At 64.8% G+C, this 16,619-nt stretch carries 14 protein-coding genes; 4 read left to right on the top strand and 10 right to left on the bottom strand.

The window, feature by feature from the left end; translation table 11 throughout:
* Complete coding sequence (locus tag HV753_RS19795; RefSeq protein ID WP_175176305.1) at positions 1-1,131, bottom strand: GNAT family N-acetyltransferase; 1,131 nt, start codon at positions 1,129-1,131, stop codon at positions 1-3.
* A 96-nt stretch (positions 1,132-1,227) separates the two neighbouring features.
* On the opposite strand from HV753_RS19795, the gene HV753_RS19790 reads away from it, so the two are divergent.
* The 4 genes from HV753_RS19790 to HV753_RS19775 all read left to right on the top strand — a co-directional run bounded on the left by HV753_RS19790 (position 1,228) and on the right by HV753_RS19775 (position 4,866).
* On the top strand, positions 1,228-2,052 hold the full coding sequence (locus tag HV753_RS19790) for a ferritin-like domain-containing protein (protein ID WP_175176304.1): 825 nt from the start codon (positions 1,228-1,230) through the stop codon (positions 2,050-2,052).
* A gap of 34 nt (positions 2,053-2,086) precedes the next feature.
* The gene (locus HV753_RS19785) at positions 2,087-3,331 is read left to right on the top strand and encodes a lytic murein transglycosylase (RefSeq protein WP_425485913.1); all 1,245 of its coding nucleotides are present in this window, start codon (positions 2,087-2,089) and stop codon (positions 3,329-3,331) included.
* Between the two features lie 111 nt (positions 3,332-3,442).
* Complete coding sequence (locus HV753_RS19780) at positions 3,443-3,856, top strand: YidB family protein (protein WP_175176302.1); 414 nt, start codon at positions 3,443-3,445, stop codon at positions 3,854-3,856.
* A 95-nt stretch (positions 3,857-3,951) separates the two neighbouring features.
* The gene (locus HV753_RS19775; RefSeq protein WP_246288333.1) at positions 3,952-4,866 is read left to right on the top strand and encodes a DUF4434 domain-containing protein; all 915 of its coding nucleotides are present in this window, start codon (positions 3,952-3,954) and stop codon (positions 4,864-4,866) included.
* Between the two features lie 13 nt (positions 4,867-4,879).
* Here HV753_RS19775 and HV753_RS19770 read toward each other — a convergent pair whose 3' ends face one another.
* The 9 genes from HV753_RS19770 to HV753_RS19730 are packed head-to-tail and all read right to left on the bottom strand — an operon-like array spanning position 4,880 to position 16,613.
* Positions 4,880-6,010 (bottom strand): acyl-CoA dehydrogenase family protein, encoded by a 1,131-nt coding sequence (locus HV753_RS19770; protein ID WP_175176301.1) that lies wholly within the window; start codon positions 6,008-6,010, stop codon positions 4,880-4,882.
* 8 nt (positions 6,011-6,018) lie between these two features.
* The gene (locus HV753_RS19765; RefSeq protein ID WP_175176300.1) at positions 6,019-6,693 is read right to left on the bottom strand and encodes an alginate O-acetyltransferase AlgF; all 675 of its coding nucleotides are present in this window, start codon (positions 6,691-6,693) and stop codon (positions 6,019-6,021) included.
* 3 nt (positions 6,694-6,696) lie between these two features.
* Positions 6,697-8,166 carry an AMP-binding protein gene (locus tag HV753_RS19760; RefSeq protein ID WP_175176299.1) on the bottom strand — a complete coding sequence of 490 codons (1,470 nt, stop codon included), beginning with the start codon at positions 8,164-8,166 and terminating at the stop codon, positions 6,697-6,699.
* Between the two features lie 33 nt (positions 8,167-8,199).
* Positions 8,200-8,439, bottom strand: coding sequence for an acyl carrier protein (locus HV753_RS19755; RefSeq protein ID WP_175176298.1), 240 nt, complete (start codon positions 8,437-8,439; stop codon positions 8,200-8,202).
* 25 nt (positions 8,440-8,464) lie between these two features.
* Complete coding sequence (locus HV753_RS19750; protein WP_175176297.1) at positions 8,465-10,045, bottom strand: MBOAT family O-acyltransferase; 1,581 nt, start codon at positions 10,043-10,045, stop codon at positions 8,465-8,467.
* 10 nt (positions 10,046-10,055) lie between these two features.
* Positions 10,056-11,165, bottom strand: a complete 1,110-nt coding sequence (locus HV753_RS19745) for an alginate O-acetyltransferase AlgX-related protein (RefSeq protein WP_246288332.1) — start codon at positions 11,163-11,165, stop codon at positions 10,056-10,058.
* Positions 11,155-12,144 carry an alginate O-acetyltransferase AlgX-related protein gene (locus tag HV753_RS19740; RefSeq protein ID WP_175176296.1) on the bottom strand — a complete coding sequence of 330 codons (990 nt, stop codon included), beginning with the start codon at positions 12,142-12,144 and terminating at the stop codon, positions 11,155-11,157. The genes HV753_RS19745 and HV753_RS19740 overlap by 11 nt, the downstream gene beginning before the upstream one ends.
* A 39-nt stretch (positions 12,145-12,183) precedes the next feature.
* Complete coding sequence (locus tag HV753_RS19735; protein WP_175176295.1) at positions 12,184-14,919, bottom strand: NfrA family protein; 2,736 nt, start codon at positions 14,917-14,919, stop codon at positions 12,184-12,186.
* Positions 14,916-16,613, bottom strand: coding sequence for a glycosyl transferase family protein (locus HV753_RS19730; RefSeq protein WP_175176294.1), 1,698 nt, complete (start codon positions 16,611-16,613; stop codon positions 14,916-14,918). The genes HV753_RS19735 and HV753_RS19730 overlap by 4 nt, the downstream gene beginning before the upstream one ends.
* Between the last annotated feature and the right edge of the window lie 6 nt (positions 16,614-16,619).

The following is a 16,619-nucleotide window of genomic DNA, read 5'->3' as shown; positions in this document are numbered from 1 at the left end:
CTAGACGCGGTCCTTGAACGGCGTGTGGCCCTCAAGTTCTCCCAGATAGTCCGTCACCGCCGACGTCTCTTCGTCCAGGAAGTTCTGGATCGCCTCGGCGAAACCCGGGTGCGCCACCCAATGCGCCGACCACGTCGGGGTGGGCAGCAGCCCGCGCGCCATCTTGTGCTCACCCTGCGCGCCGCCCTCGAAACGGGCGATGCCGTGGGCAATGCAATACGCGATCGACTGCATGTAGCAGGTCTCGAAATGCAGCCCGGGCACATATTCCGTCGCCCCCCAGTAGCGGCCATACAAGGCGTCGCCGCCCGCCAGGTTCAGGGCTGCGGCCACCGGCACGCCATCGCGTTCGGCCAGGATCAGGACAAAGGCATCGGCTTGCTCGCGATGCGCCCGCTGGAAGAAGTCACGGTTCAGATATGGCGGATTGCCATGGCTGAAATAGGTGCGGCAATAGCAGTCGTAGAAGAAGTCCAGATCGGCCTCGCTGATCTGGGCGCCGCGCAACCACCGGAACGACAGGCCGGCGGCAGCGACCTTCTTTCTGTCTTGGCGAATCTTCTTGCGCTTGTCGTGGCTCATCAGCGCCAGGAAAGCGTCGAAATCCGCAAAACCGGCATTGGTCCAATGGAATTGCACGCTTTCCCGGATCATGAAGCCGGCATCGCGCAACGCTTGCAGGTCGGCATCTGACGGGAACAACAGATGCAGCGACGACACCTTGATTTCCTCGGCGAAGGCGACCAAGCCGCGCACCAGGGTGGCGCGGTCTTCGTCGTTGGACGCCAGCAGGCGCGGCCCCGTCACCGGCGTGAAGGGAATGGCCGACAACAGCTTCGGGTAATAACGCATGCCGTGGCGCTGAAAGGCGTCGGCCCAGGCGTAGTCGAATACATACTCGCCGCGCGAATGGGATTTCAGGTAGAGGGGCGTGGCCGCGGCCAGCCCGCCGTCGCGCCATAGCGCCAGGTAATGCGGGGCCCAACCCGTGCCCGGCGCCGCACAGCCCGTCTCGTGCAGGGCGCATAGAAAAGCGTGCCGCAAAAAGGGCTGGTCCCCGGCCAGGGCGTCCCAGGCTTGGGCGTCGATGCGGGACAGGTCGGTTTCAATGGTCAGGCGCAGGGAATCCATCCGTGAATGATAAAGTCTTCGTCCATGCACGGTATTGAAACCGTTGGTTTTTTCAGGTTTTCAGCGGCGCTGCGCCGCTTGAGGTTTGCACACATCATGGACCGCAATACGATCCTTGCCACGCCGCAAGGGCCGCGTCCGGACTGCCTGCGCGGGCAGGCGCTGGCGGCGCTGGCCGCGTTGGAATGGCCAGAAAAAATGGAGGCGGTGCGCGCCATCTCGGATTCCGCGCTGCTGGACCGGCAGCGGGAATTCGCGGCGCCCGCCGGCTTGCCGGGACGCCCGGCCCGGCCCGAACTGGTGGCGCCCGCGCAGGTCAAGCATCGTTCAATGGCCACACAAGAGGGGCGCGCGGCGCTCCTGCATGCGCTGGCCCACATCGAATTCAACGCCGTCAACCTGGCGTTGGACATTCTCTGGCGCTTTGCCGACATGCCCGACGCCTTTTACCGGGATTGGCTGCGCGTCGCCCGCGAAGAGGCCTATCACTTCGACCTGCTGCGCCAGCGGCTGGCCACGCTGGGCTTTGCCTACGGTGACTTCCCGGCGCATAACGGACTGTGGGACATGGCGGAACGAACACGGGACGATCTGCTGGCCCGCCTGGCGCTGGTGCCGCGTACGCTGGAGGCGCGCGGCCTGGATGCCTCGCCCATGATTCGCAACAAGCTTGCCGGCGCGGGGGACGCGGACAGCGCAGCCATCGTCGACATCATCCTGCGGGACGAGATCGGCCATGTCGCCATCGGCAACCACTGGTTCAAGCAACTGTGCGCGCAGGCAGGCAAGGCACCGGTTGCCTGCTATGCCGAGCTCGCGCAGCAGTACGACGCGCCCCGGCTGCGCGGCCCTTTCAACCTGGAGGCGCGTCGCGCCGCGGGTTTCGACGACGCCGAGCTTGCCGCGTTGCAAGCCGGTTGATGCAAGGGGTCTTGCAGTGCCCTGTATCCGCGCCATTATTTCCCAAGGACATCCAAGCATGAAGTTTCTACTGGCCACCGTGCTCACCGGCACCGCCATGACCTTGCTGACGGGCGCTGCCCAGACGGTGCAAGCCGCCGAGCCCTTTGCTGCGTGCCTGTCGCAGTTGCGCGGCCCCGCGCTCAAGGCGGGCGTATCGGGCGCCACCTTCGATACGCACACGGCGGGGCTCGTGCCCGACATGGCCGTCATCGACCTGTTGGATGCCCAGCCTGAATTCAAGACGCCGATCTGGGACTACATGGCCGGGCTGGTCGATGACGAACGGGTGGCGGACGGGCAGGCCGGCATGGCGCGCTGGCGTGCCGACCTGGACCGGGCTGCCGCGCGTTATGGCGTGGATCCGGCCACCATCGCCGCCGTATGGGGCGTGGAAAGCAATTTTGGCCGCACGCTGGGCGGCCGGCCGCTGCTGACCTCCTTGTCCACGCTGTCCTGCTTCGGCCGTCGGCAGGCCTATTTCCGGGGTGAGTTCTTCGCCACCTTGAAGATCATTCAGGACGAGCACATTGCGCCCGATCGGCTGGTCGGGTCCTGGGCCGGTGCGTTCGGGCAGACCCAGTTCATGCCGTCCACGTATCTGCGGCTGGCCGTGGACTTTGATGGCGACGGCCGTCGCGATCTGGTCGATAGCGTGCCTGATGCGCTGGCGTCCACCGCGAATTTCCTGAAGCGCGCCGGCTGGAATCCGTCGCTGGCGTGGGGCTACGAGGTGAAGCTTCCCGCCGGCGTGGACACTGCGGGCGCGGGCCGCAAGAACAAGCGTCCGATGTCGTCGTGGGCCAAACAGGGAGTCACGCGCGTCGATGGGCAGGCCTTGCCCGCAGGCGATACGCCGGCAGGCCTGCTGCTGCCTGCGGGCCGCAATGGCCCGGCCTTTCTGGTGACGCGGAACTTCGATGCTCTGTATTCGTACAACGCCGCGGAAAGCTACGCGCTGGCCATCGCCCATTTGTCCGACCGCCTGCGCGGCGGGGGGCCGTTGGTGCAGGCTTGGCCGACGGACGATCCGGGCTTGTCGCGGGCGGAGCGACGCGAATTGCAGCGTCTGCTGATTGCCAAAGGCTATGACATCGGTGAACCCGATGGAATGATCGGCGCCCGTACTCGTCAAGCCTTGCAGGCGGCACAGCGCGAACTTGGCCTGCCCGCCGACGGGCGCGCGGGGCAGAAGGCGCTGAAGGCATTGAAAGCATCGGCTGCCCAGCGTGCTGGTTGAACCGCTCGGATTTACAAGTTTTGCAAAGATCGGGGGTCTGGTAACGGTGATGACACCTGTTGCGCCGGACGCGGGCCTATACTGGTTTTCCGACTTTTCAGGAGCACTGCGATGAGTCTATTGGATACCTTGGCCTCGATGGCTGGTGGCGGTCAGCAAGGGGGCTCGGCGTCGATGCTGCCCGCGCTGATCGAGCAATTGAATAAGTACCCGGGCGGCCTGAGCGGCCTGATCGCCAGCTTCCAGAAGGGCGGCTTGAGCGAGATCGTCGCGTCATGGGTAGGCACCGGGCAGAACCTGCCCGTCAGCGCCGACCAGCTGGGTTCCGTGCTTGACCCCGGCGTCGTCAATGATTTGGCTGCCAAGACCGGTCAGGACACCGATTCCGTCTTGGGTTCGCTGTCGTCGCTGCTGCCGCAACTGGTGGACAAAGCCACGCCGGACGGCGCTGTGCAGCCTGGGCAGCAAGTCAACCCGGCCGATCTGCTGGCGTCATTGTCCGGCCTGTTCGGCAACCGCGGCTAAAGGCGGCACAGGATTTTCTCCTGATACGTCGGCCGCTGACTTCCCCTTTTCGCCGGCGCCTGCTTCAGGCGCTGGCGCTTGGCGCTCTGGCGCCGTTGGCCGCCTGCGCGCCACCGCTGTCGCTGAACGCCACCTTCCTGCAACTGTGGCGCAGCCATCTGGACTTAAGTCCAGAAGACTGGCGCTTGCGGCTGTCCGCCTACCGGCGACTGGGATGCCGCGAGATCTTCTTGCAATGGGTCGGGCTGGAAGGCGGGCGCCCCGATGACTGGATGGTTCCCGAGACCGTCCTGCGCCACATCTTCGATGAAGCCGAACGCCAGGGGCTGGGTGTGCATGTGGGCCTGCCCTACGACCAACGTTGGTGGGATGTGCTGGCCAGCAAAGACAAGGCGGCATTCGCGGGCTATCTCGATCAGACACGCACGCGCGGCGTAGCCTATATGGAGTCCGCGCCATGGCCCAAGCGCCGCGCGTTTCGCGGCTGGTACCTGCCTTACGAGCTGGAGCAGTACAACTGGGCGTCGGCCGAACGGCAGGCGCAGTTGATCCCATGGCTGGATGCGTTCTCGCGCACCGCGCAGGCCACCAGTCGCGGCGTGCCCTGCATCTCCACGTATCACAGCCGCCTGCCCGGCGAGGGCTCGCTGATGACGTTGTGGCGCGGCATTCTTGACCAGGTGCGCATCCATCCGATGATTCAGGACGGCGTGGGCGTGGCCGGGCTGGCCAACTACCAGGCGTTGGAGCCGTTGCATGACATGCTGCTGGCACGCCGGGCCTCGTTTGATCTGATCCTTGAATTGTTCGAGGAATTGCCCTCGGGCAGTACCGACGGGTCTACCTTCAAAGCGCGTTCGGCCGACTTCGGCCGGGTGAAGGCGCAGTGGGATGTGGCCAGCGGCTATGGCGCCAAACGGGTGGTCGCCTTTGCGTTGGACCCCTGGGTCATCGACAACACGCCCGAAGCGCGCGCCCTGATGCGCGCATGGCTGGCGGCGCGGGTATAAGCGGCGCAGTTCCTTAGTTGAAGCTGCGGCCGATGATCTCCAGCATGACTTCGCTGGTGCCCCCAAAAATACGCAATGCCCGGGCATCGACCCACGCGCGCCCGATGCCGTATTCCGCCATGTATCCGTAACCCCCATGCATCTGGAGCAGGTCGTCCAGCACGCGGCCTTGGATTTCGGTGGCGTTCAGTTTGGCGATGGCAGCCGTTGTCGGGTCCAGGCCGCCTTCCATCTGACGTGCCAGGCAATCGTCCAGGAACACGCGCAGCATGGTGGTCTGCGCGTGCGCGTTGGCCAATTTGAAACGGGTGTTCTGGTAGTCGATCACGCGCCGGCTGAAGACCTTGCGGTCTCGGGTGTACTGCGCGGCTTCGTCCAGCATGCCCTCCACCGAAGCGGCGGCGCGCAGGGCAATCGCCAGCCGTTCGCGCGCGAGTTCGCGGGTCATGTATTCGAAAGCGGCATGCTCCTGGCCCAGCAGGCAATCCACCGGCACGCGGACATCGTCGAAGTACAGCTCGCAGGTGTCCTGGGCGTGCTGGCCGATCTTGTCCAGCGCCGCCCCCTTGGTGTAGCCGGGCAGGTTTTCCTCGACGCAGAATAGCGACAGCCCGCGCGCGCCCAAGTCTGGGTCGGTGCTGGCCAACACGATGGCCAGGCCGGCGTTGACGCCATTGGTGATGAAGGTTTTCTGGCCATTGAGCACGTAATGGTCGCCGTCGCGGCGGGCCCGGGTGCGGATGGCTTTCAGGTCGCTGCCTGCTCCGGGCTCGGTCAGTGCGATGGCTCCGATGACTTCGCCGCGCGTCATGGCGGGCAGCCAGCGCTGCTTTTGCGCGTCCGTGCCGAAGTTCAACAGATACGGCGACACCATGTCGGAATGGATGGAAAAGCCAATGCCCAGGAAGTTGGCGTGAGCCAGTTCTTCGATCACGACGGCGGAATGGCCGAAGTCGCCGCCCAGGCCGTATGGGTCGGGCAGGGCGCAATTGAGCAGGCCTTCTTGTCCTGCGCGCCGCCACAGGGCGCGCGGTGTCACGCCGGCCTTTTCCCATTCGGCGTAGTGGGGAGCGATCTCGTTGGCGACAAAGCGCCGGACCTGATCGCGGAACAGTTCATGGTCATCCCGGAAAACGCGGCGCATGATGTCTCCTAGCGGCTATAGGGGTCCGTGGCGCTGACCTGGCCGCGCAGTACCGGCGCCGCCGCGGAGCCGGTCAGGAACAGGCTGTAGTGGTCGCCGGGTTGCAAGGCGGGCAGGGCCAGCGTTGGGGATGCGGCGGCGCCGCAGCCTGCCGCCAGCGTGGCGCTGACGGGGTTGATGGCGCGGGCGGCGGATGCCCCCGGTTTGACGTCCTGAAACAGCGCGGGGCCGGATGGACTGACGCCCAGTTGCCCGGCGGGGCAGTCGGTTGCCAGGTTGTAGAAGCGCAGTTCTGCCTTCAACGCATCCTGCGCGCCGTTGCTGTCGTCAACGACGTCGAATGACAGTTTGCCCCCATCACGGCGCGGCACCAACGTGCTGAAGGTATCGGGGGCCACTTGCAGGCTGGCGGCGGGCTTGCCGTCCACCAGCACCTGGAAGGGCTGGTTGCCCTTGACGATGGCATAGGTGGTGGCGGGTTTGGCCGAGCCAGGGGCCTGCGCGGGGCCACCGGCGATCTGCACGCGCAACGGGGTGGCGTCCGGGTTCACCACTCGCACGAAGGAAGACCCGGCGGGCGGACGGGCGGCATAAAGCTGCGCGAAGACGCCTTCGGCCGCGACGTTGCCGGCCAGGGTGGCAAGCACGATGGCAAGCGCTGCGTTGCGTGGGGGGATGAACATGGTTCAAGACTCCTTTTTCTTGCTGAGGCGGGCTTCCAGGTACAGGCGCTCCAGTTGCTTGCGATCCGCCTTGTCCGTGCTGGTCGTGGGAAAGCGGTGGCAGGCGACCAGTTCCGACGGGATCATATAGGGCGGCAGGCGGCGTCCCAGCAGGGTCTTCCAATCCTGTAGTTCCGCTGGCAGCGGTTGCAGGCCAGCGGGCCCCGAGGCCGCCGGTTCAACAAAGCCGATCAACCGGACGATGGCGCCATCGGGACGCCGCAAGGCCACTGTCGCCCCAGCACGTGCGCCGGACAACATGGCAATGGCGGCATCGATCTCGGCCAGTTCGATGCGATATCCGTGCAGTTTGATCTGATCGTCGACCCGGCCGCGAAAGGTCACCAGGCCGTCTGCATCGATATCGCCCAAGTCGCCGCTGCGGTAGCCGCGCTTGCCGTTGCGCGTGAACATGCGCGACGCATTCAGGTCCGGACGGTTCAGATAGCCGCGCATCACGTGGTCGCCCGCGATGCTGATTTCGCCGTTCTCGATGAAGACGTCCGCATAAGGCTTGGCGCGGCCGATGGGAAAGGGATTGGGTGCGGCGGCCCGGAGCGCCGGGTCGATCTCGACCCAGGTCGTGGAGCAGGTGGCTTCCGTCGGCCCGTAGGAATTGATGATGCGAACCTGCGGAAAGCGCTGCCAGAGTTCTTCGGCCATTGTTGGCGTCAACGATTCCGCGCCGAAGACGAAGACGCGCAGGTCAGGCAGATGGGCGTGATCGAAGTCGGGGTTGAACAGCTGTTGCCGCACGAACGATGGCGTCGACGCCCAGACGTTGATGCGGGTGCCCGCCAAGTATCCGATGAAGGCGTTTCGCTCGGCGATGGTTTCGCGCGGACACAGCACGCAGATGCCGCCCAGTTCCAGTGCGCCTACCCAGTTGAACAAGGAAAAGTCGAAACTGAATAGCATCTGGTCCATGAAGGCCGGCGCCGCGCCCAGATTCAGGCAGTCGCGTATCCAGCCGGCGAAAAGCGTGACGCTTTCTCGCCCGATCTGCACGCCTTTCGGGTCGCCCGTGCTGCCCGAGGTGAACATGATGTAAGCCAGCCCCGCTTCCGCCAGCGGCGCGGGGGCGTCACTGGCGGGCAGGAAGGCGTTGGCTTGCGCGTCGTAGCGCAGTCCGGCACGGACCAGTTGGCCGATGCGCGCGATGCGTTCAGGCGGGTTGATGACGTCCACCGGCACAAAGGGCACGCCCAGCCGCAGGCAGCCCAATATGGCCACCAGGAACGCGGTCTCTTTGTGGCCAGAGATTGCAAGGGGCACGCCCGCCGTGGCGCCCGCCTGGAGCGCGGCGCGTTGCCAGGCGTCTGTGGCGGCCTTCAATTCGCCCCAAGTCGTGGCGCCTTGCGCATCCACCACGGCCAAGACATCGGTGCCTGTCGCGGTGTCAACGAAATCGTAGGCGTTGAAATCGAAACGCATGGTTCAGTCCTCCAGGCTTTTCGCGGGGGGGCGTCAGGCGCGGGCGTTCTCCGCGATGAACGCGGCCAGCGTGTGCACGGATTCCAGATGCACGTCGATCTCGGTCGGCGGGATCTTGCAGCCGAACTCGCGCTCCACCGCCAGCGCCAGATCCACCGCGGCCAAGGAATCCACCAGGCCGGATTCGATCAGCAGGGTATCGGGATCGACTTTGGTCAGGATGATGCTTTCGATGATGTCGGAGACCTTGGTCTCGATTGTCTTGATGTCCATGGGATGCTCCTGGACCGCATCGCGGTCAGAATTGGAAATAGAGGAACCGGGTTTCCTTGTGCAGGTTGACCAGGCAGAGGAATAACAGCGCCAGCATCACGACCAGCCAGGCCATGTTGGGGCGCCACCGCATGAAGGCGCGCGGCGCTTCCTGCGGTTTGAAGAGCGCGGGCGAATAGCGGCCCAGGATCTGATGCGCATTGGGCGTGAACCAGGCAATGCCCAGCAGCACGACCGCGTAGATCAGTTGCAGGTGATGCCCCACGATGACGCGCCAGGCATCGCCCCAGGCCAGCCCCGCCACATGCGTGGACAGGTCCATGGATTCCACGCCGCGCAAGCCGATCATTCCCTTCATCAACAGCATCGCGTCGCCCACGCCGTGGGCGCGGAAGAAGGCTTGCGCCACCAGCACCGCCACGAATGTCAGCAGGATGCACAGCGCGCGCTGGGCGACGCCGATGTTGCGCGCCGCGGCCGGCTTGCGGCCTACCACGAAGATCCGCCAGGCATGGTTCACCGACAGGTACATGGCGTGCAGCAGGCCGAAGACAATGAACTGGAATCCCGCGCCGTGCCACACCCCCGCCAGCGTCATCGTGAACAGCGTCGGAAATACGATGCTGCTGGCGAATCCGCCCGGCGTGCGGATACCTGCGGAGCCTACCGGCAGATTGCGGTTCGTGCGCCATTTGGATACCGCCATCGCCACCGGGTAGTACAGGTAGGCGGTGATGTAGCGGGTCAGCGTCATATGCCACCGCGCCCAGAAATCAATGATGCTGCTGGCCTTGTAGGGTGAATTGAAGTTCAGCGGGAAGCGGATGCCGAACATCTTGGCCAAGCCCAGCGCCATGTCCGAATAGCCCGAGAAATCAAAGTACAGCTGTAGCGCGTAGCAGACGCTGGCGCCCCACGAGCCCCAGAACATCAGTTCCCCCGGGGCGGCGAAACCGGCATCGGCATAAGGGGCGATGCCATCGGCAAGCAATACTTTCTTGGCCAGCCCGATCACGAACAGCATGGCGCCGACCGACAGGTTTTCGGCCTTGAAGCGGTAGTTCTCGGGCTGCGCGAACTGCGGCATCATTTCTTTGTGATGCAGGATCGGGCCGGCGATCAGGTGCGGGAAAAACGTGACGAACAGCACATAGCTGAGCAGGCTGCGTTCCTTCACCACGCCCGCCTTGCAATCCAGCAGGTAGCCGATCTGCGTGAACGTGAAGAACGAAATCCCCAGCGGCAGGATGATGTCGTCCATCGTCGTGTGCGTCACGCCCAGATCCGTCATGAAGTTCAGCAGCGTCGCGAAGTACTTGTAGTGGAACAGCAGCACCAGGTCGGCGCCCACGCCCAGCCCGACGATCAGCCCTTGCAGCTTGGGGCGGCCGGTGTTGTGCAGGATAAGTTGGCTGATCACGTAATTGAACGCGATGGAGCCCGCCAGCAGCGCCACGAACTGCGGGTTCCACCAGCCATAGAAGACCAGCGACGTCAGGGACAGCCACAGTGCCGCCAGGCGCACGTTCAGCGGCCCCACCGCGTAATACACGGCCAGCGTGATCGGCAGGAAGATCAGCAGGAACAGGTAGGAATTGAATAGCATCTTGGTTCTGTTACGGCAGGCGGGCCAGCACGGCCTTTTCGTCCGGGGTCAGCGGCAGGGACAAGGCGTTTTCCGAGAATTCCCAGATCAGCAGCTTCAGGCTCTTGGGCCATTGCTCGCGTTGATTCAGCGCAATCTGCAAGGCGCCCGAAAACTGACCGCCGTCCAGACTCAGGTTCCAGATTTCACGCCCCAGGCCGATGCCCAGCCGTTCCGCGAATTGGCTGCGCCGGCCATTGGAACTACCCGCCAGCAGGACGTCGACCGCAGGCGCGTCGTCCAGCAACCCGCCGGCGCGAACCGGTTCGATCTTCTGCTCGGCCACCACATCCAGTGCTGGCCGCCAGCCTGGCCGCGCGTGTTCCAGTCCTGACAGCACGATCAGATCGCCCATCCGTGGCTCCGCGGGACCTGGCGGGTCGGTCTTGAAGGTTTGCGCGCCGGGGCCGGCAAGCAGGGGCAGGGCGGCTTGCGCCACGCGCTGGGCCGCCGCTTGTGCGCCTTGCGCGTTCATGTGGACGTCCGTGCGGAAGAAGCGCGGCGCGGGCGCGGCTTGCAGCGCGTCACGCAGATCCACGTAAGGCACCCCCTGCGCGCGCAAGGCGTCCTGCCATGCATCCAGCGTTTGCCGCATGGCCAGCGAGACTGGCAGGCCGCAAAGGCGGTCGGCCTCGACACGGGACTTGTCGGGCACGGCAACGATCAGCACCTGCACCTGCTTCTGGCGCAACTCGTCCACCCAGTGCCGCATCAGACGCAGGCGTTCGTCAAAGACATGCACGCCCGGCTGCGGGCGCAAACCGTCACGGTAGAACAGCCACTGAGGGCAGCCCATCGCGACCTGTTCTCCCAGATCGCCCAGCACGCGGTAGCGCACCGAGGCGTTCCAGGTATCCACATCGGCCTGCCGGGGCAGATGCAGCGCCTTGTTCAAGACCCCGCCCGCCGAACCGTCAGCCCAGGCGGACGGCGATACCTGCGCCGGGTTGATCTTGGCGTCGACCAGGCACCACGCGCCCCAGCCCAGTCCGATCGCCAGCAGCAAGGCGACCACGCAGGCCGTCAGCCGGTGGCTGGGCGCGGCGGGGGTGTCAGAGGGCGGCACGGTGTTACTGGCCAATGGCGGCCTTCATGCGGCTGCGCCACGTGTCGGTGCTCATGATGGAGGCGTTGTCCCACAGCCCCTTGGCGTCCGGCCCCTGCGCAAAGGTTGGCTCGAACATCTGCCAGACCAGCACTTGCGGTTTGTTCTGCTTGAAAGCCGGCGACTCCAGGTATTCCAGCAACATGATCCATTGGCCCACATTGCCGGGCTTCCAGTTCACGGAAACCGGACGGTCCAGCACGTTCGACAGTTTTTGCGGAAAGCCGAAATATGGCTGAACCATGCTGTGGCCGGTGACATGCACGGGGGCCGGCGCATCGTCCAGCAGACTCTGGTTTTCGGCCTGACGGCGCACGGTAAAGGTCTCGCGTCCGGCCTGCTTGCGTTGATCTGGCGTCAGGAACAGTTCGGCCAAGTCGCCGTAGCGGCGTTCATTGACCACGCTGCCCAGCGGCATGCCGGTGCCCGGCTTGCCTGCCAGCGTCTTCACGTCCTGCTTGATCCGTTGGGCCAGCGCTTCCGCGGTGGCGTCGGCCGCCGCTTGCGTCCAGTGCTGGTCGGTGCGGTAGAAGACATCCTTGCCCGCATCCTTGATGCGCTTGAGCACGGCTTCGTCGTCAAAGGTCGACACGCCAGCCTGCTTCAGCTTGTCTTGGATGGTCTGATAGCGCTTCTTCACGTCGGCGCTGAGCGATTTTCCGTCGGGCAGCTTGTCTTGATAGAAAAGCGTCTTATCCGGCAGCACCAGCACTTCCAGCTGGATCCCCTTGGCGGCCAGCGCATCGCGGGTTTCCCGCACCAGTTGGGTCGATGCGTCGATGCCGCGCATGTCGACCTGCGTCAGGCTGCCCCAGCCGGGGAACAGCCAGTTGTCCTTGCCTTGAATCACAATGGACGAGGCGTCCTGCGCGTGGACCGCCGCGCCGGCAATGGCCAGCAGGGCGGCGGACAGGGTGCAGGCCAGGCGGCGGGCGATGGGGGCAGTGGTTTGCATGAAGGCGGATTCCTTGGTCGGTGCGTATTGGCGTGTCGGTCAATACGATAGCGTCAGGTTGATGAACAGGCCCCGGGCCCGATCGGCGGCGCCGCCGCCGATGTTGAAGCGGTACTGTGTCGTCCAATCCAGGTAGGACCGGGGGGCGTTGTAGTGGTCTTCGCGGAACCAGTAGCGCACGTTGAAGCCCGGGCCGGCTCCCATGGACCACGATGACCCGTTGCCCAGCAGGTTGTACGAATCGGTGCCGTTGATGTCCAGGCCCGATACGCGATTGCGGTTCGACAGCCAGTCGGCGCCGATCACGGCGTAGGGGTAGAACACCAGGCGGTCGCTGATGGCGTCCATGCGGTAGCTGCGGCCCACGCGCAGTTCGCCTGCGCCAAAGACTTGATCGCGCTTCAGCCTGCCCGAGGATTTATCGCCATCCACGCCCGTGGCATTGTCGCGCAGCCAGAACTTCGCGGGCATGTCCTGCCAGGAATAGCCCGCCTGCACATAGCCTTCCATCGTGAACCAGTCGGGCCGGTCGATACGCAGCGTGGTGCCTTCGTACAGGCCGTACGTCACATAGGCCAGCCAGCCGCCGCTGCCGGCGTTGGTTTCGTAGTGAGCGGTCTGGTTGTCCTGGTTGAGCGCGCAGCGTAGCACCGACGGATCAGGGCTGAAGGTGCCGCGCCGTGTCGCACTGCCCAGGTTGAACTGGCGCTCCAGGCCGAACGTCACCCCCACTTCGGTGGAGGGTGTGAACCGGATTCCCAAAGAGCCGATCGTGGTGGGGATGCCGGCAAGGCCCTGGTTGTTGGTCTCGTTGACATTGATGCTGCCGCCGCACGGGTCGGATACGGTCTGACTGCTGGTCTTGCCACCCTTGTCGTACAGCGTGTTGGACAACCGCCCGTAGAGCTCGAAGGTCTGGGTCGACGAATTCAGGAAATCGGACGGCCGCCAGAAGATCTCGGTAGTGCTGAACACCGCGTCTCCGGGCACCGTGATGGCCGCGCCGCCCAGCCCCGAGGACGCAGGCCGCGCGCCGCGATAGCCGGCCGATACGTACGCGCCCCATTCGCGGTCCAGCCCCGCGATGCCATTACGGGTATCGAAGCGCTGCTGAGGCGTCAGTTCCAGTTTGCCGGCGTCAGCTTCGTCGATGGCTTCCTTCAGCTTGTCGACGGCGCCGCGCTTGTCGCCAGTGCCCGATAGCGCATAGCCTTCATCCAGAATGACGGTGGGGGGCGCCTTGCCCGTGGCGCGCGCCGCCTGGAAATCCTGCAAGGCCAGCTTGGGCTGCTTCATGCGCTGGTGCAGATAGCCGCGCTGCATCAGCAGCGTCGGATCATCGGGCTGAGCCGCCAGCGCTTCGCTCATGCGTTGGTTGGCTTCGGCCAACTGCGCGCGGTTGCCGGCGGCCAGCGTCGTCGTCAGCAGGCGCTGGAGCTCTTTGTTGGCGGGGTCCTGTTCAGCCGCCTTGCGAGCCTGGGTGATGGCTTCCTGGTAGTCCTCTCGCGCATAGGCGGCATAGGCCAGCGAGGCCGGACCACCGCTGCCGGCGGCATCCGAGGGCAGAAGTTCGCACGACGTGCCGTAGGGGGTGTCGCGGCAATCCTGCACAGGAGCCGGGTAGTTGGCCAGGGTCAGGGTGGCGGGCACTGCCGGTCGGGCGCGTGCGCGCTTGACGCGCGCTTCTGCCGCCTCGTCCTTGCCGCCCAGCGGTTGCACCAACGCTAGCGCACGCGCGTTTTCGCCGGCCGCCAGCGACGCATCGGCGGCGATCAGGCGGATGTTGCGGCGTTGGTCCTCGTCCAGCCAGTCCTGCTTGAGCGCGGCATCGAAATCCGCATTCGCCAGTTCTGTCTTGCCCTGGCGTTGGCGCAGATAGGCACGCATGACCAGCGCCACGGTATTTTCGTCGTCCTGCTTCATCGCGTCGGTCGCGGCGTCTTCGGCGGCTTGCAGCTGGTTGTCCAGCATCAGCGCGCTGATCAGCAACAGGCGATGGCTGGCGGTGTCAGGTGCCAGCGCGACGGCCTGGCGCGCAAGCGGCACGGCGTCGCCCGGCCGGTTGGCGATCAGGGCCTGGTAGCCCGCTTCGGCAGGTTTGATCGCCATGCGCCGCTTCATCGTCTGTTGTCGGGCGGTCAGGTCGTTCTTGTTTGGAGCGCCCAGCGCAATCGCCTTGCTGGCGGCGGCGTCGGCCTCCGCATACAGGGTCTGGGCTTCCAGTGCGTCCAGCCACAGCATGGCCCAGGCGCCTTGCTTCGGATCAATGCGGAACGCCTGCTCGGCGCCCCGCGCGGCGGCGGGGTAATCGGCGCGGTTGTAGTCCGCATAGGCGCGCGTGGCGATGGGAAAACCACGGCGGTAGGCTGAGGTCGTGGCCGGGGCGCCGGTTGCTCCACTGGCTGGTCTTGCCGTGGCCTGGGGCCGCAGATTGGCGCGCGCCTGGCGCAATGCCGGCGTGTCCAGGCCGTTCTTGATGGCATCCGCGGCAGCCTGGTCCGCCTCTTTCAGCTTGCCTTGTTTTTGCAGGGAATAGATCAGCAGCAGGCGCAGCCGTTCCACGTCCGGGCGCAAGGCAATGGCGGATTCCGCCTGCTGCTGGGCCAGCGCGTATTTGCCAGCGTCGTAGTTCTTGTAGCCTTCATCGGCAAACTGCCAGGCAGCGCCTTCCAGCGGCGCTTCCACCTTGGCCGGGCTCTGGGCATGCGCGGGTGTGGCGGCCCAGACGCATGCCAGCGCGGCAGACAAGATGAGCGAACGGGTCAGCGGAGTCATGTCGTCGCGGGTTTGTCGTCGGTGTGCGGGGAGGGCGGCGTCACTTGTCCCGCTTGTTGAAAATCGATGGCCTCGTTCAGCGTGCCTTCGTCCAGCCAGCCTTGTTCCATCAGGATTTTTCCCAACGGCTTTTTTTCGCGCGCTTGAATCGCCAACGCGCGCGCCAGTGTCTCCTGGTCGATGGCCTGCCAGGACAGCAGCAGTTCGCCCAGCCGCTTGCGCTGCTGCGCCAACTGGTCGGTGCTGGGGAAGTCATGCATGGTCTTGTCCCATGCCAGGCGCTTGCCGGTGATCAGGTGCATGATGAACAGGCGCCAGGCCCGCGCCGCCGCCATGGCATTGATGAAGTTGCCCACGATCATCCGAGGGATCGACAGCGTGGCGTGCTCCCACCCATACATATGGCCCACGAAGTACGCCCGTTGCACCACCCGCAGCAGCAGGGCCACCGCGTTGATCCACATCAGCGTCACCAACCACCCGCCCGGCCTGAAATACGATGGGTAGTACACGGTCCACCAGCCGAATTTATCGGCCAGGAAAAACAGGAAGAAGTTGGCCAGCAGCACATAAGCCAGAATGGCGATGAACGACGTGACCAGCCCCTTGCGGTCCCGGAACAACAGGTATTTGGTCGCCAGTGACCCGGCCCAGCCAACTTGCTGCCAGCCTTGCAGACCGATCCCCAAGGTCCAGCGCGCTTTCTGGCGGTAGGCGGTGCGGAAGGTGTTGGGGAAGTACTCGCGCACGCCCAGCGGCATCTTGATGGTCGATACTTTTTCCGGTCCCAGCCCGAACCATGATCGCCGTCGCGTGACGTATTCCACCTGGAACTTGCCGAAGATCTGCTTCATCCCGCGCTGCGCCAGGCGTGTGCCGATGTCATAGTCTTCGGTCAGCGTGTCCGTGTTGAACGGCTGGTTGTTGGTCTCGGCAGCCAGCTGCACCAGCGCCCGGCGTGAGAAGCAGGTGCCCACGCCAGCGGATGGCACCATCTTGGACAGGCTTTCGCGCACGACCAGATCCTTGGTGTGCCATTCCGCGAATTCGTCCATGTAGGTGCCGGCAACCAGCTCGTACCAATGGCGTTCCAGCGACGTCACCGGCAGTTGGATGAAGTCGATGCGCGGTAGCAGGTAGTTGTAGTACTTGAGTTCCAGCGGGTGCAGCACGTCTTCGCTGTCATGCAGGATGACGCCCGCGAACGGTACCGGCTGTTTCTCGTCCTGCGCGAAGATGGCCTGCACGATCCAGTTCAGGCAGTCGGCCTTGCAGGTGGGGCCGTCGTGGGGAACCTCCACGCGAACCAGTTGCCGATAGCGCCGGCGCATCCGCTCCACTTCGTCGATCGTGCGCTGGTCGTTCTGATACGTGCCGGCAAAGATCATGTAGTTCTTGTATTCCAGCGTCGACACCATGGTTTCGAGCATCGACGAGATCACGTCGTACTCCAGCCAGGCGGGCACCATGATCGCCAGCGGCTGCTCCTCCTTTTCGCGCAGCTGCTCGGCACTCAGTGCCACGTAGCGACGCTTGATGGTCAGGGACCGGCGCAACTCGCGCAGCCAGAACCAGGCGTCGATGAACAGGTCATCCAGGCTCGACAGCAGGATGATCACGCCCACGACGGCGGTCACGAGTTCCAGCCCGCGGTAGTAATCCGCGATGAAGTAGGGCCAGTAGAGCGAAGACATGGCGCT

It is taken from the genome of Achromobacter pestifer (genome assembly GCF_902859625.1).
Classification (GTDB): Bacteria; Pseudomonadota; Gammaproteobacteria; order Burkholderiales; family Burkholderiaceae_B; genus Achromobacter; species Achromobacter pestifer.
Note: the sequence above shows the minus strand (reverse complement) of the source record. Positions and strands in the feature narration are given on the sequence as shown.